Genomic DNA, 20,137 nt, shown 5'->3' with positions numbered 1-20,137 from the left:
AGTTTGAATTTATTGGGCTTTTGTTTTTGAAGGGTAGATTGCCTGTTTCGGCCCATTCGCGGGCAAGCCCGCTCCCACAGAAACGGTGCTGACCCTGTGGGAGCGGGCTTGCCCGCGAATAGGCCGGACCTGCGTTAGTGCAAGTCCGCCTCTGGAACAGTGGCCTGCCGGGCAATCGCCTCAGGCCGCCACTGCTTGCGGGCTACCGCAAGTACTTCAGCCGGCGTTGCCAGCAGCAACTCCGGCTCCGCTTCCTGCCCCAAGGCCCGCAACGCGCGCAGCAGCAAAGGTGTCGCCTGCTCCGCCTGCAACGGCGGCGAACGGTACGACTTGCCTAGCTTGTGCCCATCTGGCTGCACGATCAGCGGAATATGCAGGTAACGCGGCTGCGAGAAGCCCAGCAACTCCTGCAGGTACAACTGGCGCGGGGTGTTGTCGAGCAGGTCCGCCCCGCGCACGATGTCGGTCACACCCTGCCAGGCATCATCCAGCACCACCGCCAGTTGATAGGCGTACAGCCCATCACGCCGCTGGATGACGAAATCGCCCACTTCACGCCCCAGATGCTGTTGGAACTCGCCCTGAACCCGGTCGGTAAAGCGGTAGATCAGCTCAGGCACGCGCAGCCGGATCGCTGCGCCTTCTCGGGCATGCCCGGCGTTACGGCAAAACCCTGGGTAGATGCCGTTGTGGCCCTCCAGCTGCTTGCGTGAGCAGGTGCAGGCGTAGGCCAGGCCCATGCTGAACAGCCGGTCGACCACTGCGGCGTAGGCGTCGTGGCGCTGACTCTGGTACACCACTTCGCCGTCCCACTCCAGGCCGTAGCGCTCGAGGGTCTGCAGGATCGCATCACGGGCCCCGGGCATTTCCCGGGGCGGGTCGGTGTCTTCCATGCGTAGCAGCCAGCGACCGCCCACAGCGCGGGCGTCAAGCCAGGATGCAAGAGCGGCGACCAGCGAGCCGAAGTGCAGGAAACCGCTCGGGGTAGGGGCGAAGCGTCCGATGTAACGGGAGTCTTTCATGGCGTTGCCGGGCATATAAATGAAACGGGGCGCCAGATGCGCCCCGTTCGGATGGGATAAGGGTCAGCCTTTGCCGACGGTCTTTTCCTTTTTCTCCGAGATTTCCTTGCAGTCGAAGCACAGGTCGGCGGTCGGGCGGGCTTCCAGGCGGCGCAGGCCGATCTCGATACCGCAGGACTCACACCAGCCGTAATCGTTGTCCTGGATCTTCTGCAGGGTCTTGTCGATCTTTTTGATCAGCTTGCGCTCACGATCGCGGTTGCGCAGCTCGAGGGCGAATTCTTCTTCCTGGCTGGCGCGGTCGGCCGGGTCGGGGAAGTTGGCTGCCTCGTCCTTCATGTGGTCCACAGTGCGGTCCACACTGGTCATGAGCTCTTGCTTCCAGGCCCCGAGAAGCTTGGTGAAGTGCTTCTTCATGGGCTCGCCCATGTAATCTTCGCCCTTGGTCTCTTTATAGGGCTCGACACCGTACATGGTCTGACCGGTTTTTTGCTTTTCTACGGTGGACATGAATAGACCGCCTCTCACTCATCTGATCCAATGCGCAGGCTGCTCCATCTCCGGCACCCGCCGGCCCTGCGACTGCGAGCCGCCGAACTTACCAGATAGATCGGGGGTGCGCTACCCCGCCCGACCCTAGCAGTTGACAGCGGTACGCGGCTCACGTTCGCTGCCGTGCAAAGGTAGAATCAACAGTTTAGACCCAATTGAGAGAAGGTCATGGCCCACCCCTATAGTGCGCGCAGCCGCGCCATCGAACCCTTCCACGTCATGGCGTTGCTGGCGCGGGCCAACGAGCTGCAAGCGGCCGGTCATGATGTGATCCATCTGGAAATCGGCGAGCCGGATTTCACCACCGCCGCACCGATCGTCGCGGCAGGCCAGGCCGCGTTGGCCGCCGGGCATACCCGCTATACCGCCGCCCGCGGGCTGCCAGCGCTGCGCGAAGCCATCGCCGGCTTCTATGGCCAGCGCTATGGCCTGCAAGTCGACCCAGAACGGATTCTGGTCACACCGGGCGGTTCCGGTGCATTGCTGCTGGCCAGCAGCCTGCTGGTCGACCCCGGCAAGCACTGGCTGCTGGCCGACCCGGGCTACCCGTGCAACCGCCATTTCCTGCGCCTGGTCGAAGGCGGCGCGCAACTGGTGCCGGTGGGGCCTGAGGTCAACTATCAGCTGACCGCCGACCTGGTCGAGCGCTACTGGGACAAGGACAGTGTCGGCGCCCTGGTCGCTTCGCCTGCCAACCCGACCGGCACCGTACTGGGCCGCGACGACCTGGCCAGCCTGTCCAAGGCCACCCGTGAGCGCCATGGCCACCTGGTGGTGGACGAGATCTACCACGGCCTGACCTACGGCATGGATGCGCCGAGTGTGCTGGAAGTGGATGACTCAGCGTTTGTCCTTAATAGTTTTTCCAAGTATTTCGGCATGACCGGTTGGCGGCTCGGTTGGCTGGTGGCACCGCCCAATGCCGTGGCCGACCTGGAGAAGCTGGCGCAGAACCTCTACATCAGTGCACCGAGCATGGCCCAGCATGCGGCACTGGCTTGTTTCCAGCCGGAAACGCAGGCGATTTTCGAAGAGCGCCGTGCCGAGTTTGCCCGTCGCCGCGACTATCTGTTGCCGGCCCTGCGTGTACTGGGCTTCCGCATCGCCGTCGAGCCGCAGGGGGCGTTCTACCTGTATGCCGACATCAGTGCGTTCGGTGGCGATGCTTTTGCCTTCTGCCAGCATTTCCTCGAAACCGAACATCTGGCCTTTACCCCGGGCCTGGACTTCGGCCGCCACCTGGCCGGCCACCATGTGCGGTTTGCCTACACCCAGAGCCTGCCGCGCCTGGAGCAGGCGGTCGAACGCATCGCCCGCGGGCTGCGCAGCTGGCAGGGGTAAAGGGTGTTCTTTCCTCAACTGGAACAGGGGCGCCTGCTGAGCCGCTACAAGCGCTTTCTGGCCGACATCGAGCTGGCCAATGGCGAGCAACTGACCATCCACTGCCCGAACACCGGCTCCATGCTCAATTGCATGCGCGAGGGCGGGCAGGTGTGGTTCAGCCGCTCCAATGACCCCAAGCGCAAGCTGCCAGGTACCTGGGAAATCAGCGAAACGCCCCAGGGCCGGCTGGCCTGCATCAATACCGCGCGGGCCAATGGGTTGGTTGAAGAGGCACTGCGCGCCGGCGTGATCCATGAACTGGCCGGTTTTACCGCGCTTAAACGTGAGGTCGCCTATGGCGAAGAACGCAGCCGGGTGGATTTTCGCCTGGAGTTCGCCCACGGGCCGGCCTATGTCGAGGTCAAGAGCGTGACCCTGGGTTATCCGGATACTGCCGTGGCGGCGTTCCCGGATGCCGTGACCCAGCGTGGCGCCAAGCACCTGCGCGAGCTGGCGGCCTTGGCCCGCCAGGGTATTCGTGCCGTGCAGCTGTACTGTGTGAACCTTACGGGTATCGAGGCCGTGCGCCCCGCCGAGGAGATCGACTACGCCTATGCCAGCGCCTTGCGTGCTGCGGTGGCGGACGGGGTCGAGGTGCTGGCCTACGGTGTGCGCCTGGATAGCGAGCAACTCGTCATCGACCGCCCGCTACCGGTGTTGCTCAACCCTTGAGCCAGATGCCCTGGCTGTCTTCATGACAGTCCAGGGCCTGCAGCATCTCGCCATCACAGGGGCCTGCCACGCACTCGCCATTGTCGATCAGAAACAGCGCGCCATGATGGGCGCAGTGGATCAGGCTGGCGCTGTCATCAAGAAAGGCGTCTTGCGCCCAGTTCAGTGGGATGCCGCGATGTGGGCAGCGGTTGCGGTAGAGATGCACCAGACCGTGGCGGCGCACGCCGAACAGGTCGATGCCGTCTACGCTGAAGGCGCGGCTGTGGCCCTCGGCCAGGGCCGCGGAAGGACAGAGAAAGTGCATTGCTGGGAAGGCTCGTGAAACAAAGTGATGGCTTGACGCTTCAATGCGAATAATTATCAAATTGCCCGCATTCGCTGCGTCAGCCGCCTATGGTGCGCAGTTATGCCGCCCGCCACAAGGCGTGCGGCCCGCCTTCAGAAGGAATTCGATGATGCGCCGTCCCGCTGGCTTGCTCGCCCTGTGCGCAGCGCTTGTTGTTGCCACCCAGGCCTTGGCCGCCGAACTGCCGCAGCGCTGGGTCAGTGCGGGTGGGGCGCTCAGCGAGTGGATCAGTGAACTGGGCGGCGAGCCACGGCTGGTGGGCGTCGATACCACCAGCCAGCACCCCGCGTCGCTGAAGGCTTTGCCAAGTATCGGTTATCAGCGGCAGTTGTCGGCCGAGGGCATTCTCAGCCTGCGCCCGGATGTTCTGGTCGGCACCGAAGAAATGGGGCCGCCGCCCGTGCTGGCGCAGGTGCGCAAGGCGGGCGTGCGTGTCGAACTGTTCTCCAGTCAGGCCGAGCTGGCTGCCGTGGACGAGAACCTCAAGCATCTGGGCGCTTTGCTGGGCGTCGAGGAGAAAGCTGCACAGTTGACGGCCAACTATCACCAGCAACTCGAAGCGCTGCAATTTCAGGTCAAGCAGGCTCAGCAGCATCACAAGGCGCCAGGTGTGTTACTGCTGGTTGGCCATGCCGGCGCCAAACCGCTGATTGCCGGGCAAGGTACGGCAGGGGACTGGGTGTTACGCCAGGCGGGGGCGCGCAACCTGGCTGAGCATCCGGGCTACAAGAATTTTTCCAATGAGGCGCTGGCAGCGCTCGACCCGGATGTAGTGGTGTTCTCTGACCGTGCGCTGAGCGGCGAGCAGGCCTTGCAGGCGCTACTCAAAGAAAACCCGGCGCTGGCTGCTTCCCGTGCAGTACGTGACAAGCGCCTGGTGTCGATCGATCCGACCTTGCTGGTGGGTGGCCTTGGCCCGCGCCTGCCAACCGCTTTGCAGAATTTGGCGACTGCGTTCTACCCGGCAAGCGCTGCCAAATGAAACAACGGATCCAGCCGCGAACGCTGTTTGTTTGCCTGACACTGCTGTGCTTGCTGGCGATCTGGCTGTCGCTGGCCTTGGGGCCGGTCAGCCTGCCGCTGGTCGATACCCTGCGAGCGGGCCTGCGCCTGTTGGGTTTGCCACTTGCCGCAGACGGCCTGCAGCAGGCGGAGATGATCCTCGGGCAGATCCGTCTGCCGCGCACATTGCTGGGGTTGGCAGTGGGCGCGGTACTGGCATTGTCGGGTGTGGCCATGCAGGGGCTGTTTCGTAACCCGCTGGCCGACCCTGGTCTGGTGGGGGTTGCCGCTGGGGCGGCGATGGGCGCGGCGGTGGCCATCGTGGGAGGCAGCTGGCTTGGGGGGATGCCGGAGGCCCTTGCCCCCTACCTGCTGTCGCTGTGTGCCTTCATCGGTGGGCTGGGCGTGACCGCGCTGGTCTATCGCCTGGGGCGTCGCGACGGCCAGACCAATGTCGCCACGATGTTGCTGGCTGGTGTGGCCATGACTGCGTTGGGCGGTGCTGCCGTAGGCTTGCTTTCCTACCTGGCCGATGATGCCACCTTGAGGACGTTGACCTTCTGGAACCTGGGAAGCCTGAACGGTGCCAGCTATGAACGCCTTTGGCCTTTGCTGCTGATCGCAGGCGGTGTGGCGATGTGGTTGCCGCGCCGCGCAAAGGCGTTGAATGCATTGTTGCTGGGAGAGTCGGAGGCACGGCACCTGGGCGTCGACGTGGAGCGGCTCAAGCGCGAACTGGTGTTCTGCACGGCGTTGGGTGTGGGCGCAGCGGTGGCGGCGGCGGGGTTGATCGGGTTCATTGGCCTGGTTGTACCTCACCTGGTGCGCTTGCTGGCAGGTCCCGATCACCGCGTGGTACTGCCTGCATCGTTGCTGGCCGGCGGCATACTCATGCTGTTCGCCGACCTTGCGGCACGGCTGCTGCTGGCACCCGCCGAGCTGCCCATCGGTATCGTCACTGCCTTTATCGGTGCGCCGTTCTTCCTGATTCTGCTGATACGAGGGCGCAGTTGATGTTGCAAGTCGAAGGGCTGCACTTGAGGCGGGGCAGCAACGACGTGTTGCACGGTATTGATCTGCAGTTGAGCCCAGGGCAGGTCGTAGGCGTTCTCGGCCCCAATGGCGCCGGCAAGAGCAGCCTGCTGGGTGTTTTGTCGGGCGAGCTGGCGCCGGATCGCGGGCATGTGACGCTGCAAGGCCGGCCGCTGACCGACTGGGCTGGGCAGGCGCGCGCCAGGCGCCTGGCGGTGCTGCCGCAGGTGTCCAGCCTGGGATTCTCGTTCAAGGTCGAGGAAGTGGTGGCCATGGGGCGCATGCCCCACGACAGCGGGCAACTGCGTGATACCGAGATCATCGAAGGGGCTCTGCAGGCAGCCGATGCCGCGCATCTGGTAGGTCGCAGTTACCTGGCCTTGTCGGGCGGCGAGCGGCAAAGGGTGCATCTGGCCCGCGTGCTGGCTCAGCTTTGGCCTGGCGAGGAGGGCACCACGCTGCTGCTGGATGAGCCGACGTCGATGCTCGACCCTCTGCATCAGCACACGACCCTGGAAGCCGTGCGCCGTTTTGCCGACTGTGGCGCCGCTGTGCTGGTGATCCTGCATGACCTGAACCTGGCCGCGCGTTACTGTGACCGTATCCTGCTGCTCGAAAGCGGGCGCTGCCATGCCTTGGCCACGCCGCAGGAGGTATTGACGCCTGTGTCACTCAAGGCTGTATTCGGTATTGATGTGCTGGTGCAGGCGCACCCGGAGCGGGGCCACCCGCTGATCATTGCCCGCTAGGAGGCACTCCCATGGCTCATCCTTTGCTGTGCGGTTCATTACTGTGCCTGGCGCTGGCGCTGGGTGGCTGCCAGGCCAGCCTGCCGCCGCTGCCTGCCTGGCAGAGCAGCGAAGGGCGGGATAACGCCGAGCTGGGGCAGATCCTCGATCTGGCCAGTGGCCAGGTGATCAGTCCTGAAAAGCTGATCGAGGGCTTGGCTGATGCGCCGCGGGTATTGGTCGGTGAGAAACATGACAACCCGGACCATCACGCCTTGCAGCTGTGGTTGCTGCGTGCACTGCAGCAACGCCGGGCGCAGGGCAGCTTGCTGCTGGAAATGCTGCAACCCGAGCAGCAGCCCCGCGTCGATGCGCTCGCGGGGCAGGCGCAATTGCCGCAGGACCTGCCCAAGGTGCTGGCCTGGGAGGATGGCTGGGACTGGCAGCTTTATGGCCCTATCGTGCGGGAAGCCTTGCAACATGCTGTGCCGCTGCTGGCGGCCAACCTGTCACCCGCAGAAATGCGCCAGGCCTATCGGCACCCGTTGGTTCTACCGGGAACCCGGTCAAATGCGCCGGCGGTCAGGGCGGCACTGCTGGAACAGGTGAAACAGGGGCATTGTGGCCTGCTGCCGGAAAGCCAGTTGCCAGCGATGCTGGCCGTGCAGCAACAGCGGGATCGGCGTATGGCCGAACGGCTGCTGGCAGCGCCACAGCCGGCCTTGCTGTTCGCCGGTGCGTACCACGCGCGCAAGGACTTGGGGGTGCCTTTGCATCTCGCCGATCTGGGCGCGAAGGGCGTGAGCAAGGTAGTGCTGCTGGTGGAGGCGGGCGAACAGGTCGGGCCTGGGGTGGCCGACTATGTCTGGTACACGGCAGCGATGCCTGAGCAGGACTACTGCGCCCAACTGAGGTAGGAGCGCCCCGGCAAGGCCGCTCCTACAAAGGCGTGCTCGGCATTCAAGCGGAAACCTGCGGGCAAAAAAAGACCCGGCAAAATGCCGGGTCAATAACCGTGATTAGCCTGATGAGGAGATAATCTGAGAGTCCGAACCAGGGGCTCTTAGGTTATCCAACCAGTCTCGCGACCAGTTGTGATAATCATAACGATTCTCATTACAGCGTCAATCCCCTTCGTGCGTTTATTTCATATTTTTTTGCATGGGGCATTTCGCATCGAGTTGTTGATTGAGCGCTTCCTTGCGTTCGGCCGGCAAATCGTTCCAGTGCATGTCCAGCAATGCACCTTCAATGGCGTACAACAGCACCTTCGACGCCCGGAATCCTCGTGTTTTCACCGCCTGGTAAGCACCCACGGCGCCCAGCCGGCGCAAGTCCGATGCACTGTGGATACCGGCCGCATGCAACCACTGCGCAGAGGTCTTGCCAAGATTCTTCAGATGCTGCAATTCATCGTTCATCGAGCCTCCTTGCGATGGCTGAACGGGTCTAGGGGATAAATCGCGAGCAGGTCAGAAAGGAGTGTAGCGGGGGTTGGGAAATGCGCGGCCTTTTGCCATCGGGGACGACGAGCTGTCCTGGCCTGGGGGAGGAGCCTGTCCCGGCAACGGGCCGGAACAGGCGTAAAGCGAACTTACAGGCCTGGCAGGCGCTGGCGAATCTGCTCGATCACCTGGTCCATGCCGCTGGCTTCCTGGGTATCGATGCGGGTGCTGTGTAGCAGCTCCTGGGCATCCAGTGGCTCACGGCTGGCCTGCTGTGCCTTGATGACCTCCAGGGTGGCATCCGACGGGTCGCTGTTCTCGGCCTGGCGCTGTTTCAACCAGCTGGCGATCACCGCCTCCGGTGCATGGCAGTCGAGGATCAGGAAAGGCACGCCCGTCTCGCTGGCCACGGCCGCAGCGGCCTGGCGCTGTTCTGCCTTGAGGTAGGTGGCATCGAGCACGACCGGAAAGCCAGCACGCAAGATCGTCGCCGCCAGTTCATGCAGACGCTGGTAGGTCGCCACGCTGGCGTCCTGGTCATAGATGCCTGCAGCGAGCTGACCCACATTCTGTTGCGGTTGTTCACCGAACAGGCGCTTGCGCTCCACGTCCGAGCGCACGCGAACCGCGCCCAGCGCCTCGACCAGGCGCATGGACACATGGCTCTTGCCCACCGCCGACACACCATGGGTGATGGCAAGCAGGCGGGAAGGGATGGCGCTGTAACTCTCCGCCAGGTTGGCGTAGTTGCGGTATGTGCGCAGGGTGGTGGCACGCTGCACGCCGTCGGCATTGGCCGGCATGCTGAACAGGGCGACCTTGGCCCGTACCAGTGCACGGTAGGCCTTGTAGAAGTTGAGCAGTTCCAGGCCTTCGTAGTCGCCGGTCAGCTCCAGATACTGGCTGACGAAGCGTCGTGCCAGGCACTTGAGGCCACGGTCTTCCAGGTCCATGGCGAGGAAGCCGACGTCGGCGTAGACGTCGGTCAGGCGGAACGGCTCGTTGAACTCGATGCAGTCGAAAATCACCACCTTGCCGTCGATCAGGGTGGCGTTGCCCAGGTGAATGTCACCGTGGCATTCACGGATGAAACCATTGGCCTTGCGCGCCTGCAGCAAGCCATGCAGGCGCTCGAAGCTGCTGCGCGCCCAGGCCTGGAGGTTGTCCAGCTGCTGCAGGTCGGCTTTTTCGCTGAGGAACGGGCGGATCTGCTCGAAGTTCTGCTCGACCGGGGCCATCACGCTTTCCGGGGTACCCAGCGGGTGCTCCGGCGACACTTTTGGTGCCTGCAGGTGGAACTCGGCAATCTGCCGGGCCATCTGGTCGATGTGGCTGGTATTCAGCTCGCCATTGGCCTGCAGGGTATTGAGCATCTGGCCCTGGGGGAACTGGCGCATCTTCAGCACATATTCGATCGCTTCGCCTTCACCGCCGATCTGTGGCGCTTCGGCACTGCCGGTGATCGGCAGGACTTCAAGGTACAGACCCTCGGTCAGGCGCTGGTTCAGGCGCAACTCTTCGTTACAGAAATGCTGGCGCTGGGCCAGGCTGGTGAAGTCGAGGAAGCCGAAGTTCATCGGCTTCTTGATCTTGTAGGCGTACTCGCCGGTGAGCAGGACCCAGGAGATGTGCGTCTCGATGAGTTGGAACCCGTCCACGGGGTGAGGGTACAGGGCAGGGTTCTGCAACGCGGTGATCAAGGCTTGGCTCACGGGAAATCCTTCCGGGGGCAGGGAATTCGAAAGCGCCATTATGGTCAATGGTGCCGTCCCTGCCTACCGCCAGAGGGCGCCTGCCTACCCTTTATAAAGTGCGTATAATCCGCCGCCATGACTCGAACCCGAAATCCTCGTACCCCTCAGAAACGCCCGACCGGCCGCTCGCGCGCCTGGCTGGGCTGGGCTTTGAAGCTCAGCCTGGTCGGCCTGGTGATCGTTGCCGGCTTCGCGGTTTACCTCGATGCCATCGTTCAGGAGAAGTTCTCCGGCAAGCGCTGGACCATCCCGGCCAAGGTGTATGCCCGGCCGTTGGAGCTGTTCTCCGGCCAGAAACTGAGCAAGAACGACTTCCTCACCGAGCTCGATGCCCTCGGTTACCGGCGTGAAAGCGCGGCCAACGGCCCGGGCGCGGCGGCGGTCAACGGCAATACCGTCGACCTCAACACCCGTGGCTTCCAGTTCTACGAGGGCATGGAGCCTGCGCAATTCGTGCGGGTGCGCTTCTCCGGTGACTACGTGGCAGACCTCGCCGGTGCCAATGGCAAGAAGCTCGACGTGGTACGTCTCGAGCCGCTGATGATCGGTGGTATCTACCCGAAGAACCTCGAAGACCGCATCCTGATCAAGATCGACCAGGTGCCGCCGTACCTGCTCGAGACCCTGGTCGCCACCGAGGACAGGGACTTCTACAGCCACTTCGGTGTATCGCCCAAGTCCATCGCCCGTGCCATGTGGGTCAACACCTCGGCCGGCTCGATGCGCCAGGGCGGCAGTACCCTGACCCAGCAGTTGGTGAAGAACTTCTACCTGACCAGCGAGCGTAGCCTCAGCCGCAAGCTGACTGAAGCGATGATGGCCGTGCTGCTGGAAATGCACTACGACAAGCGCGAAATCCTCGAGGCCTACCTCAACGAAGTGTTCGTCGGCCAGGATGGTCAGCGCGCGGTGCATGGCTTCGGCCTGGCCAGTCAGTTCTTCTTCAGCCAGCCGCTGTCGGAGCTGAAACTGCACCAGATCGCCTTGCTGGTCGGCATGGTCAAGGGCCCTTCTTACTACAACCCGCGGCGTTATCCTGACCGTGCGCTGGCGCGACGTAACCTGGTCCTCGACCTGGTGGCCGAGCAGGGCGTGGCCAGCCAGGCGGAAGTCGATGCGGCGAAGAAGATGCCGCTGGGCGTGACCAAGCGCGGCAGCCTCGCCGACAGCTCCTTCCCGGCCTTCCTTGACCTGGTCAAGCGTCAGCTGCGCCAGGACTACCGCGACGAAGACTTGACCGAAGAAGGCTTGCGCATCTTCACCAGTTTCGACCCGATCCTGCAGATGAAGGCCGAAACTTCCATGGCCGAAACCTTCAAGCGCCTGGCCGGGCGCAAAGGTGCCGACGAGGTGGAATCGGCGATGGTCGTGACCAACCCGGAAACCGGCGAAGTTCAGGCACTGATCGGCAGCCGCCAGTCCGGCTTTGCTGGCTTCAACCGTGCCATCGACGCCGTGCGTCCGATTGGCTCGCTGGTCAAGCCGGCGGTCTATCTGACTGCACTGGAACAGCCAAGCAAGTACACCCTGACCAGCTGGGTGCAGGACGAGCCGTTCTCGGTCAAGGGGGCCGACGGCCAAGTGTGGCGCCCACAGAACTATGACCGGCGCTCGCACGGTACGATCTACCTGTACCAGGGCCTGGCCAACTCGCTGAACCTGTCGACCGCGAAACTCGGCCTGGAAGTGGGTGTGCCGAACGTGATCAAAACCATCGGCCGCCTCGGCGTCAACGTCGACTGGCCGGCCTTCCCGGCGATGCTGCTGGGTGCTGGCGGCATGTCGCCGATGCAGGTCGCGACCATGTACCAGACCATCGCCAACGGTGGCTTCAATACGCCGATGCGCGGCATCCGCAGCGTGCTGACCGCCGAAGGCGAGCCGCTCAAGCGCTACCCGTTCCAGATCCAGCAGACCTTCGACCCGGGTTCCATCTACCTGGTGCAGAACGCCATGCAGCGGGTGATGCGTGAGGGTACCGGCCGCTCGGTATACAACGTGCTGCCAAGTTCGCTGACCCTGGCGGGCAAGACGGGTACCAGTAACGATTCGCGCGACAGCTGGTTCTCCGGCTTCAGCCAGGATCTGCTGGCGGTGGTATGGATGGGGCGTGACGATAACGGCAAAACGCCATTTACCGGTGCCACCGGCGCCTTGCAGGTCTGGACCAGCTTCATGAAGAAGGCCGACCCGCTGCCGCTGGACATGCCGCAACCCGACAACGTGGTCCAGGCATGGATCGATCCGTACAGTGGCCATGGCTCCGACAGAAGCTGTCCGGGAGCCGTGCAGATGCCGTATATTCGCGGCAGTGAACCGCCTGCCGGTGCAACCTGCGGCGGTGAGCAGAATCCCGTAGAGTCGGTCATGGACTGGGTCAAGGGCTGGATGAACTGAGCCCTGCGCAGCATTGATGAGGTGTAAATTGAATAAGTGGCTGTTTCCTGCCGTGACGGCGCTGGTGGTGCTCCAGGGTTGCTCCAGCGTGCAGCGTGGCAACATCCCGGTAGTGGACTCGAGCACCCGGGTGTCCAACAGTGAGCGCGTCCAGGCCCACCGTTCGGCCGCGGGCATGAGCAACGGCACCGCGCAGGCGCAGTCGCTGCCCGAGGACTCCGGCGTGACCGTGATGATCCCGCAAGGTGCCGGTGCTGCCGGCATCCAGACCTTCCCGGCCGGCAGCGGTGCGGCACCGATCAGCACCGGCCCGATCACTCCGGGCCCGGTTACTTCGGCGCCGATGACTACCAACCCCAACCCGATCGCCGACGAACCGTTCGATATCGCCTCGATGAACAGCACGCCGGCTGCTTCCAGCGCACCGACTGGCATTCCGCGCAGCAACGCGGCTTCCGGTGGCCTGTCGGCCGATGAGCAGCTCGACGGCCCGGTGCTGGCATTGCTGACCACCGCCCAGTCGCAGCAGGGCAGCGGTGACTACAATGGTGCCGCGTCGAGCCTGGAGCGTGCCCAGCGCATCGCCCCGCGCGAGCCGCAGGTACTGTTCCGCCTGGCCCAGGTGCGCCTGTCGCAAGGCGACGCGCCACAGGCCGAGCAACTGGCCCGCCGTGCTCTGACCTATGCCAACGGTCGCCCCGACCTGCAGGCCGAGCTGTGGAACACCATCGCCCTGGCCCGTGAAAAGCAGGGTGACAGCGCCGGTGCCGCCCTGGCGCGGCAGAAAGCGCGGGTCAACTCGTGATGGTCGAGCAACGCATTCTCGATATCGCCGACCACCTGCTGCTCATCGAGCGTGAGCTGCAGGTGCAGGGCTGGTGGGATGAGGAGCCGCCCAGCGATGAAGCGCTGGCCAGTACCGTGCCGTTCGCGGTCGATACGCTCAGCTTCGAGCAGTGGCTGCAATGGATCTTCCTGCCCCGCATGAAGATCATCATCGAGCTCGGGCATCCGCTGCCTAATGCCTCGAGCATCCTGGTGATGGCGGAAACCGTGTTCACCGATCGTCCGGAACAAAGCCGCGAGCTGCGCCGACTGTTGGCAGCATTCGATCAATTGATCGCTCCTTCCGCCTGATTTCTTCAGTTTTTCCTTCTAGGGCCGCAGATTGTGGCCCTTTTTTATGGAAATCTTATTTTTTCTGCTGCTGACTCGGTTTTTAGTGGTGGCAGGAATTCATCTTGGGGAAAAACTGGCAATAATTTTTCTTGACTTGTAGGCGCCAAATCACAAGAATCCAGATTCCGCTGTAGAGGGACTGCCAGAAGCAGACCCGCTAAGCAGATCATGAGGCGCACACCCGCGCCGCCTGTTACACCCCGCAACGCGTTACCTCGCGCTGGGTGGGAAAACCCCGCAACACTCTGGGGAGCTCCCAATACTTGCTCAGTCAGTGCTGAACGTTCGCTCATGCTCTGCTTGGCAGTAAACCTATTAAGACCCGTCCACTAGGGACGGTATTCTGGCGTTTTAGAGGTGAACAACGTGGAGCTTTTATCTGGCGCTGAGATGGTCGTCCGCTTCTTGCGTGACGAAGGCGTTAAGCACATCTACGGGTACCCTGGTGGTGCTCTCCTTCATGTTTACGACGCACTGTTCAAAGAACCGGAAGTGGAACACATCCTGGTTCGTCACGAGCAGGCGGCAACCCATATGGCGGACGGCTACGCCCGCGCCACCGGCAAGGCCGGTGTGGTGCTGGTAACCTCCGGCCCGGGCGCGACCAATGCCATCACCGGCATTGCCACCGCCTACATGGACTCGATTCCAATGGTCATCCTGTCCGGCCAGGTGCCTAGCACCATGGTAGGTACCGATGCCTTCCAGGAAACCGACATGATCGGTATCTCGCGGCCGATCGTGAAGCACAGCTTCATGATCAAGAACCCGACCGAGATCCCTGAAGTACTCAAGAAAGCTTTCTACCTGGCGCAATCCGGTCGCCCAGGCCCGGTCGTGGTCGACATTCCAAAAGATATGACCAATCCGGCCGAGAAGTTCGAGTACGTCTATCCGAAGAAGGTCAAGCTGCGTTCGTACAGCCCGGCTGTACGTGGTCACTCCGGCCAGATCCGCAAGGCAGCCGAGATGCTCCTGGCCGCCAAGCGCCCGATCGTCTACGCCGGTGGCGGTGTGATTCTCGGTGGTGGCTCCGAAGCACTGACCGAAATCGCCAAGTCGCTGAACCTGCCAGTCACCAACACCCTGATGGGTCTGGGTGGCTTCCCGGGTACCGACCGCCAGTTCCTCGGCATGCTCGGCATGCACGGCAGCTTCACTGCCAACATGGCCATGCACAATGCCGACGTGATCTTCGCTGTCGGTGCGCGTTTCGACGACCGCGTGGTCAATGGCCCGGCCAAGTTCTGCCCGAACGCCAAGATCATCCATGTCGACATCGACCCGGCGTCGATCTCCAAGATGATCAAGGCCGATGTGCCGATCGTCGGCCCGGTCGACAGCGTGCTCAGCGAAATGCTCGGCATCCTCAAGGAAATCGGCGAGCAGCCTGACAAGGCGGCGCTGGATGCCTGGTGGAAGCAGATCGACGAGTGGCGTGGCAATGGCGAGCTGTTCCCTTATGACAAGGGCGACGGCAACGTCATCAAACCGCAGAAAGTCATCGAGACGCTGTGCGAAGTGACCAATGGCGATGCCTTCGTCACCTCCGACGTTGGCCAGCACCAGATGTTCGCGGCGCAGTACTACCGCTTCAACAAGCCGAACCGCTGGATCAACTCCGGTGGCCTGGGCACCATGGGCTTCGGTTTCCCGGCGGCGATGGGCGTCAAGCTCAACTTCCCGGACCAGGACGTGGCCTGTGTGACCGGCGAAGGCAGCATCCAGATGAACATTCAGGAGCTGTCTACCTGCATGCAGTACGGCCTGCCGGTGAAGATCGTCAACCTGAACAACGGTGTGCTGGGCATGGTCCGCCAATGGCAGGACATGGCCTACAACGGTCGTCACTCGCACTCGTACGTCGAGTCGCTGCCTGACTTCATCAAGCTGGCCGAGGCCTATGGTCATGTGGGCATCCGCATCACCAGCCTGAAGGACCTCAAGCCGAAGCTGGAAGAAGCGTTTGCGATGAAGGACCGCCTGGTGTTCATCGACATCGCGGTCGACCGCAGCGAGCACGTCTATCCGATGCAGATCAAGGATGGCTCGATGCGTGACATGTGGCTGAGCAAGACGGAGCGTACCTGATATGCGGCACATCATTTCCCTGCTGCTGGAAAACGAACCTGGTGCTCTGTCCCGTGTGGTCGGCCTGTTCTCCCAGCGCAACTACAACATTGAAAGCCTGACCGTGGCGCCGACCGAAGACCCGACCCTGTCGCGTCTGACGCTGACCACCGTTGGCCATGACGAAGTGATCGAACAGATCACCAAGAACCTGAACAAACTGGTCGAAGTGGTGAAACTCGTCGACCTGTCGGAAAGCGCTCACATCGAGCGTGAACTGATGCTGGTCAAGGTCAAGGCCACCGGTGCCCAGCGCGCCGAGATCAAGCGCACCACGGATATCTTCCGTGGCCAGATCGTCGATGTGACCGCCAGCGTGTACACCGTGCAGCTGAGTGGCACCAGCGACAAACTGGACAGCTTCATCCAGGCGATTGGCACCGCATCGATTCTCGAAACCGTGCGCAGCGGCGTTACCGGCATTGCCCGTGGCGACAAAGTGCTCAGCATCTAAATTCAAAAATTAGCGATGGCTCCGCAGGGGCCGAGATATAACCAGGGGTATTTTCATGAAAGTTTTCTACGATAAAGACTGCGACCTTTCCATCATCCAGGGTAAGAAAGTCGCCATCATCGGTTACGGCTCCCAGGGTCACGCTCAGGCGTGCAACCTGAAGGACTCCGGTGTAGATGTCACCATCGGTCTGCGTAAAGGTTCGGCCACCGTTGCCAAGGCAGAAGCCCACGGCCTGAAAGTGACCGACGTTGCCTCTGCCGTCGCTGCTGCCGACCTGGTCATGATCCTGACCCCGGACGAATTCCAGGGCCAGCTGTACAAGCAGGAAATCGAGCCGAACATCAAGAAGGGCGCTACCCTGGCCTTCTCCCACGGCTTCGCGATCCATTACAACCAGGTCGTTCCGCGTGCCGACCTCGACGTGATCATGATCGCGCCGAAAGCCCCAGGCCACACCGTTCGCTCCGAGTTCGTCAAAGGCGGCGGCATCCCTGACCTGATCGCTATCTACCAGGACGCTTCGGGCAACGCCAAGAACGTCGCCCTGTCCTACGCTTCGGGTGTGGGTGGCGGCCGTACCGGCATCATCGAAACCACCTTCAAGGACGAGACCGAAACCGACCTGTTCGGTGAGCAGGCTGTTCTGTGCGGCGGTACCGTAGAGCTGGTCAAAGCCGGTTTCGAAACCCTGGTCGAAGCTGGCTACGCGCCGGAAATGGCCTACTTCGAGTGCCTGCACGAGCTGAAGCTGATCGTTGACCTCATGTACGAAGGCGGCATCGCCAACATGAACTACTCGATCTCCAACAACGCCGAGTACGGTGAGTACGTCACCGGTCCGGAAGTCATCAACGAAGAATCCCGCAAGGCCATGCGCAATGCTCTGAAGCGCATCCAGGACGGTGAGTACGCGAAGATGTTCATCTCCGAAGGTGCTACCAACTACCCATCGATGACCGCCAAGCGCCGCAACAACGCCGCTCACGGCATCGAAATCATCGGCGAGCAACTGCGTTCGATGATGCCGTGGATCTCGGCTAACAAAATCGTCGACAAGACCAAGAACTGAGTCTTATCGAAAGATGAAAAACGCGGCTTCGGCCGCGTTTTTTCGTTCTGGCAGTCAGCTTCTGGTATAAAGCAGACCAGTGGCCCGCCGTCAGAACCTGTTTCGCGGGCCCGTGTCGAACATTTTCCATCCTGTTGCAAGGTACCCTCCATGAGCGAACGTCCCGAAGAGCCGAACAAGCCCTCCGACGCCGAAAGCCTGCTACCTGTCGATGAGCACGTTGAAGAAGGGCATGATGCCGAAGGGCGCAAGGTGCGCCATCGTGGCATCTATCTGCTGCCCAACCTGTTCACCACCGCCAACCTGTTTGCCGGTTTCTATTCCATCATCAGCTCGATGAGTGCGCAGAGCGCTGGCGACCCACGCGAGGCGAGCAAGTATTTCGCCTTCGCCGCCATTGCGATCTTCGTGGCCATGGTGCTCGACGGCCTTGATGGTCGTGTGGCGCGCATGACCAATACCCAGAGCGCCTTCGGTGCCGAGTACGACTCGCTGTCGGACATGGTCGCCTTCGGCGTGGCCCCGGCCTTGCTGGCCTTTGGCTGGGCGCTGGGTGACATGGGCAAGGTCGGCTGGATGGTCGCCTTCATCTATGTGGCCGGTGCAGCCCTGCGTCTGGCGCGTTTCAATACCCAGGTGGGCACTGCCGATAAACGCTACTTCATCGGCCTGGCCAGCCCGGCCGCCGCCGGTGTGGTCGCCGGTACCGTGTGGGCGTTCAGCGACTACGGCATCCAGGGCTCCAAGCTGTCGTTCCTGGTGGCGCTGCTGGTAGCCGCTGCCGGCATGCTGATGGTCAGCAACATCAAGTACAACAGCTTCAAGGAGCTGGACCTCAAGGGGCGTGTGCCGTTCGTGGCAATCCTCGCGGTGGTGCTGGTGTTTGCCGTTGTGTTCAGCGACCCACCGCGCATCCTGCTGCTGATCTTCCTCGCCTATGCGGCATCGGGGCCGATCCAGTTCCTGCTGCGGGCTCGCCGGCGCAAAGCGTGAAAATCGCTTAACGTTGGAATAACCCTCCGGCTCCATAGTCATACTGGTACATCCGTTATCCAGTGCTGTGGAGCCGACCATGCTCATCAAGCTTCCCAGGTCTTCCGATTGCAAGGCAACGGAGATCACCCCTGAAGGCATCTACCTTTCCCGTCGTACCCTGCTCGGTGGCTCGTTGGCAGGCTTGGCTCTGGGCGCATTGCCCGGTGGCGCGAGTGCGGCTGATGTGTCGCGCTATGCCGATGTGGCGCCTGGTACTGCGCCAGGCTGGTTCACCGACAAGCTCGCTGCTGCACACTGGCAAGCGGTGACAGTCAAGGACGAGGCGATCACGCCGTTCAAAGATGCCACCCACTACAACAACTTTTATGAGTTCGGGCCCGACAAGGGCGACCCGGCCGCCAATGGCGGCAGCTTGAAGACCGAGCCCTGGTCGGTAGTGGTGGATGGCGAGGTGGGCAAGCCGGGGCGCTATGCGCTGGAAGACTTCGTCAAACCCTACCAGCTCGAAGAGCGCATTTACCGGCTGCGTTGCGTCGAGGCGTGGTCGATGGTCATTCCCTGGCTGGGCTTTCCATTGGCGCAGGTGCTCAAACAGGTCGAACCGACTTCGAAGGCGCGCTATGTGCGTTTCGAGACGCTGAAGGATCCGCAGCATATGCCCGGGCAGCGTTCCGGCTTTGCCTTGATCGACTGGCCCTATAGAGAAGGCTTGCGCCTGGATGAGGCGATGCATCCACTGGCAATTCTTGCGGTGGGGATGTATGGCCGGGAGCTGCCCAACCAGAACGGTGCACCGTTACGCCTGGTGGTGCCGTGGAAGTACGGCTTCAAGAGTATCAAATCGATCGTGCGAATCAGTCTGGTGGCCGAGCAGCCTGGGACTACCTGGCAGGGGCTGGCACCGGATGAGTATGGCTTCTATGCCAATGTGAATCCGACCGTTGATCATCCGCGTTGGACTCAAGCGCGCGAACGGCGCCTGCCTAGCGGGCTGTTTAGTCCGAATGTGCGACAAACACAGATGTTCAATGGCTATGCCGATGAAGTGGCGTCGCTGTATACCGGGCTCGATCTGCGGAAGAACTATTGATGCGCTATCCCTGGTTTCGTCTTGCCATCTTTGTAGTGGGGTGTCTGTTCCCCGCATTGTGGTTGTACGAGGCGGCGATGAGTCTGCTTGGGCCGGATCCCGGGAAGATCATGATGGATCGGCTTGGGCTCGGCGCGCTGACGTTCTTGCTGGTAACGCTAGGCATGACACCATTGCAGAAGCTGACGGGGTGGTCGGGCTGGATCGTGGTAAGGCGGCAGCTGGGGTTGTGGGTGTTTGCCTATATCGTGCTGCACATCCTGGCTTATCTGTTCTTTATCCTTGGGCTGGATTGGGGGCAGTTGGCGGTGGAGTTGCGCAAGCGGCCTTACATTATTGTGGGGGCGCTGGGGTTTCTTGGGTTGCTGGTGCTGGCGGTTACCTCGAATCGGTATAGCCAGCGGCGGTTGGGGGCGCGGTGGAAGAAGCTGCACAGGCTGGTGTATGGGGTGCTTGGTCTGGGGCTGCTGCACTTCCTGTGGATCGTTCGCTCGGATCTGAGGGAGTGGGCTGTTTATGCCTTTATTGGTGTTGTGTTAATGGCGTTGCGGGTTCCTGTGGTTTCGCGGGTGCTTCCCAAGCTTGCTCGGAGGCAGGGGAGGGTGGTTTGAGGGACTGTTGGGGGGCTGTCATGTAATTGAGTTGGATTCGAGATGTGCCTGCCTTTAGTCTTCTGGCCTCGATCCCCCAGGCGCCGAAGGGTGTGTGGCAGGCGCCTGGTGGCCTTGAAACGGTCTTTTCCCTCTCATATTTCAATTTCTTGAAATTAAAGGTTGACGCCCATCCGAATCCCCTTATAATGCGCCCCACTTCCAGCGACAACGGAACGACAAACTCCTTGAGATTCAACGAGTTAGACGATTCGGAAGGTGCTGAAAGG

21 protein-coding genes are annotated in these 20,137 nt (G+C 62.0%); 16 read left to right on the top strand and 5 right to left on the bottom strand.

Annotation, left to right across the window (positions count from 1 at the left end):
- Window positions 1-134: 134 nt before the first annotated feature.
- Both gluQRS and dksA read right to left on the bottom strand, forming a co-directional pair.
- The gene (gluQRS, locus tag ACIPZ5_RS14875; RefSeq protein WP_400809397.1) at window positions 135-1,022 is read right to left on the bottom strand and encodes a tRNA glutamyl-Q(34) synthetase GluQRS; all 888 of its coding nucleotides are present in this window, start codon (window positions 1,020-1,022) and stop codon (window positions 135-137) included.
- A 63-nt stretch (window positions 1,023-1,085) separates the two neighbouring features.
- Window positions 1,086-1,532 carry an RNA polymerase-binding protein DksA gene (gene dksA, locus ACIPZ5_RS14870; RefSeq protein WP_343599319.1) on the bottom strand — a complete coding sequence of 149 codons (447 nt, stop codon included), beginning with the start codon at window positions 1,530-1,532 and terminating at the stop codon, window positions 1,086-1,088.
- Window positions 1,533-1,742: 210 nt separating this feature from the next.
- Between dksA and ACIPZ5_RS14865 the strand changes: the two genes are divergently transcribed.
- Together ACIPZ5_RS14865 and sfsA are read left to right on the top strand one after the other, a co-directional pair.
- Window positions 1,743-2,915: a pyridoxal phosphate-dependent aminotransferase gene (locus ACIPZ5_RS14865; protein ID WP_400809395.1), complete on the top strand. Its 1,173-nt coding sequence runs from the start codon at window positions 1,743-1,745 to the stop codon at window positions 2,913-2,915.
- A 3-nt stretch (window positions 2,916-2,918) separates the two neighbouring features.
- A complete protein-coding gene (gene sfsA / locus ACIPZ5_RS14860; protein WP_400809393.1) occupies window positions 2,919-3,629 on the top strand; it encodes a DNA/RNA nuclease SfsA in 711 nt (236 codons plus the stop codon).
- Here sfsA and ACIPZ5_RS14855 read toward each other — a convergent pair.
- The gene (locus ACIPZ5_RS14855) at window positions 3,619-3,936 is read right to left on the bottom strand and encodes a Rieske (2Fe-2S) protein (protein ID WP_400809391.1); all 318 of its coding nucleotides are present in this window, start codon (window positions 3,934-3,936) and stop codon (window positions 3,619-3,621) included. The two genes, sfsA and ACIPZ5_RS14855, sit on opposite strands and share 11 nt — an antisense overlap.
- Window positions 3,937-4,084: 148 nt before the next feature.
- Between ACIPZ5_RS14855 and ACIPZ5_RS14850 the strand changes: the two genes are divergently transcribed.
- The 4 genes from ACIPZ5_RS14850 to ACIPZ5_RS14835 are packed head-to-tail and all read left to right on the top strand — an operon-like array spanning window position 4,085 to window position 7,657.
- The gene (locus ACIPZ5_RS14850) at window positions 4,085-4,960 is read left to right on the top strand and encodes an ABC transporter substrate-binding protein (protein WP_343599311.1); all 876 of its coding nucleotides are present in this window, start codon (window positions 4,085-4,087) and stop codon (window positions 4,958-4,960) included.
- A gap of 50 nt (window positions 4,961-5,010) precedes the next feature.
- Window positions 5,011-5,994: an iron ABC transporter permease gene (locus ACIPZ5_RS14845; protein WP_313710664.1), complete on the top strand. Its 984-nt coding sequence runs from the start codon at window positions 5,011-5,013 to the stop codon at window positions 5,992-5,994.
- Window positions 5,994-6,761 carry a heme ABC transporter ATP-binding protein gene (locus ACIPZ5_RS14840; protein WP_400809388.1) on the top strand — a complete coding sequence of 256 codons (768 nt, stop codon included), beginning with the start codon at window positions 5,994-5,996 and terminating at the stop codon, window positions 6,759-6,761. The genes ACIPZ5_RS14845 and ACIPZ5_RS14840 overlap by 1 nt, the downstream gene beginning before the upstream one ends.
- Window positions 6,762-6,772: 11 nt before the next feature.
- Window positions 6,773-7,657: a ChaN family lipoprotein gene (locus tag ACIPZ5_RS14835; RefSeq protein ID WP_400809386.1), complete on the top strand. Its 885-nt coding sequence runs from the start codon at window positions 6,773-6,775 to the stop codon at window positions 7,655-7,657.
- 225 nt (window positions 7,658-7,882) lie between these two features.
- Here the strand turns inward: ACIPZ5_RS14835 and ACIPZ5_RS14830 are convergent, their stop codons facing one another.
- Both ACIPZ5_RS14830 and ACIPZ5_RS14825 read right to left on the bottom strand, forming a co-directional pair.
- Complete coding sequence (locus ACIPZ5_RS14830) at window positions 7,883-8,161, bottom strand: TfoX/Sxy family protein (protein ID WP_027917659.1); 279 nt, start codon at window positions 8,159-8,161, stop codon at window positions 7,883-7,885.
- A gap of 173 nt (window positions 8,162-8,334) precedes the next feature.
- A complete protein-coding gene (locus tag ACIPZ5_RS14825) occupies window positions 8,335-9,897 on the bottom strand; it encodes an AAA family ATPase (protein ID WP_400809384.1) in 1,563 nt (520 codons plus the stop codon).
- A 117-nt stretch (window positions 9,898-10,014) separates the two neighbouring features.
- On the opposite strand from ACIPZ5_RS14825, the gene mrcB reads away from it, so the two are divergent.
- From mrcB to ACIPZ5_RS14775, 10 genes are all read left to right on the top strand, one after another.
- Window positions 10,015-12,336, top strand: coding sequence for a penicillin-binding protein 1B (gene mrcB / locus ACIPZ5_RS14820; protein ID WP_085677238.1), 2,322 nt, complete (start codon window positions 10,015-10,017; stop codon window positions 12,334-12,336).
- A gap of 16 nt (window positions 12,337-12,352) precedes the next feature.
- On the top strand, window positions 12,353-13,141 hold the full coding sequence (locus ACIPZ5_RS14815) for a tetratricopeptide repeat protein (RefSeq protein ID WP_343599301.1): 789 nt from the start codon (window positions 12,353-12,355) through the stop codon (window positions 13,139-13,141).
- The gene (locus tag ACIPZ5_RS14810) at window positions 13,141-13,473 is read left to right on the top strand and encodes a YqcC family protein (protein ID WP_343599299.1); all 333 of its coding nucleotides are present in this window, start codon (window positions 13,141-13,143) and stop codon (window positions 13,471-13,473) included. The genes ACIPZ5_RS14815 and ACIPZ5_RS14810 overlap by 1 nt, the downstream gene beginning before the upstream one ends.
- A gap of 408 nt (window positions 13,474-13,881) precedes the next feature.
- Window positions 13,882-15,606, top strand: a complete 1,725-nt coding sequence (locus ACIPZ5_RS14805) for an acetolactate synthase 3 large subunit (RefSeq protein WP_060484248.1) — start codon at window positions 13,882-13,884, stop codon at window positions 15,604-15,606.
- 1 nt (window position 15,607) lies between these two features.
- Entirely contained in the window at window positions 15,608-16,099 is a 492-nt protein-coding gene (gene ilvN, locus ACIPZ5_RS14800; RefSeq protein WP_003250040.1) for an acetolactate synthase small subunit, read from the top strand.
- A gap of 55 nt (window positions 16,100-16,154) precedes the next feature.
- Window positions 16,155-17,171: a ketol-acid reductoisomerase gene (gene ilvC / locus ACIPZ5_RS14795; protein WP_054885606.1), complete on the top strand. Its 1,017-nt coding sequence runs from the start codon at window positions 16,155-16,157 to the stop codon at window positions 17,169-17,171.
- Between the two features lie 150 nt (window positions 17,172-17,321).
- On the top strand, window positions 17,322-18,164 hold the full coding sequence (pssA, locus tag ACIPZ5_RS14790) for a CDP-diacylglycerol--serine O-phosphatidyltransferase (RefSeq protein WP_085677241.1): 843 nt from the start codon (window positions 17,322-17,324) through the stop codon (window positions 18,162-18,164).
- 79 nt (window positions 18,165-18,243) lie between these two features.
- Complete coding sequence (gene msrP / locus ACIPZ5_RS14785) at window positions 18,244-19,257, top strand: protein-methionine-sulfoxide reductase catalytic subunit MsrP (protein ID WP_343599291.1); 1,014 nt, start codon at window positions 18,244-18,246, stop codon at window positions 19,255-19,257.
- Window positions 19,257-19,868, top strand: a complete 612-nt coding sequence (msrQ, locus tag ACIPZ5_RS14780) for a protein-methionine-sulfoxide reductase heme-binding subunit MsrQ (protein ID WP_400809379.1) — start codon at window positions 19,257-19,259, stop codon at window positions 19,866-19,868. The genes msrP and msrQ overlap by 1 nt, the downstream gene beginning before the upstream one ends.
- Window positions 19,869-19,912: 44 nt before the next feature.
- Window positions 19,913-20,137: hypothetical protein (locus ACIPZ5_RS14775; RefSeq protein WP_400809378.1), on the top strand; the 225-nt coding region annotated here is incomplete at its 3' end.

This window comes from Pseudomonas sp. NPDC089428, from assembly GCF_044749325.1.
Lineage (GTDB): Bacteria > Pseudomonadota > Gammaproteobacteria > Pseudomonadales > Pseudomonadaceae > Aquipseudomonas.
The sequence above is the reverse complement of the archived record's forward strand: the minus strand, read 5'-3'. Positions and strand labels throughout refer to the sequence as shown.

Excerpts from the sequence above, each read along its gene's own strand:
- ACIPZ5_RS14850 (WP_343599311.1), top strand. The coding sequence starts at position 4,085 with ATGATGCGCCGTCCCGCTGGCTTGCTCGCCCTGTGCGCAGCGCTTGTT.
- ACIPZ5_RS14810 (WP_343599299.1), top strand. The coding sequence starts at position 13,141 with ATGGTCGAGCAACGCATTCTCGATATCGCCGACCACCTGCTGCTCATC.
- ACIPZ5_RS14840 (WP_400809388.1), top strand. The coding sequence starts at position 5,994 with ATGTTGCAAGTCGAAGGGCTGCACTTGAGGCGGGGCAGCAACGACGTG.
- mrcB (WP_085677238.1), top strand. The coding sequence starts at position 10,015 with ATGACTCGAACCCGAAATCCTCGTACCCCTCAGAAACGCCCGACCGGC.
- msrP (WP_343599291.1), top strand. The coding sequence starts at position 18,244 with ATGCTCATCAAGCTTCCCAGGTCTTCCGATTGCAAGGCAACGGAGATC.
- ilvC (WP_054885606.1), top strand. The coding sequence starts at position 16,155 with ATGAAAGTTTTCTACGATAAAGACTGCGACCTTTCCATCATCCAGGGT.
- msrQ (WP_400809379.1), top strand. The coding sequence starts at position 19,257 with ATGCGCTATCCCTGGTTTCGTCTTGCCATCTTTGTAGTGGGGTGTCTG.
- ACIPZ5_RS14835 (WP_400809386.1), top strand. The coding sequence starts at position 6,773 with ATGGCTCATCCTTTGCTGTGCGGTTCATTACTGTGCCTGGCGCTGGCG.
- gluQRS (WP_400809397.1), bottom strand. The coding sequence starts at position 1,022 with ATGAAAGACTCCCGTTACATCGGACGCTTCGCCCCTACCCCGAGCGGT.
- dksA (WP_343599319.1), bottom strand. The coding sequence starts at position 1,532 with ATGTCCACCGTAGAAAAGCAAAAAACCGGTCAGACCATGTACGGTGTC.
- ACIPZ5_RS14855 (WP_400809391.1), bottom strand. The coding sequence starts at position 3,936 with ATGCACTTTCTCTGTCCTTCCGCGGCCCTGGCCGAGGGCCACAGCCGC.
- ilvN (WP_003250040.1), top strand. The coding sequence starts at position 15,608 with ATGCGGCACATCATTTCCCTGCTGCTGGAAAACGAACCTGGTGCTCTG.
- pssA (WP_085677241.1), top strand. The coding sequence starts at position 17,322 with ATGAGCGAACGTCCCGAAGAGCCGAACAAGCCCTCCGACGCCGAAAGC.
- ACIPZ5_RS14815 (WP_343599301.1), top strand. The coding sequence starts at position 12,353 with ATGAGGTGTAAATTGAATAAGTGGCTGTTTCCTGCCGTGACGGCGCTG.
- ACIPZ5_RS14865 (WP_400809395.1), top strand. The coding sequence starts at position 1,743 with ATGGCCCACCCCTATAGTGCGCGCAGCCGCGCCATCGAACCCTTCCAC.
- ACIPZ5_RS14830 (WP_027917659.1), bottom strand. The coding sequence starts at position 8,161 with ATGAACGATGAATTGCAGCATCTGAAGAATCTTGGCAAGACCTCTGCG.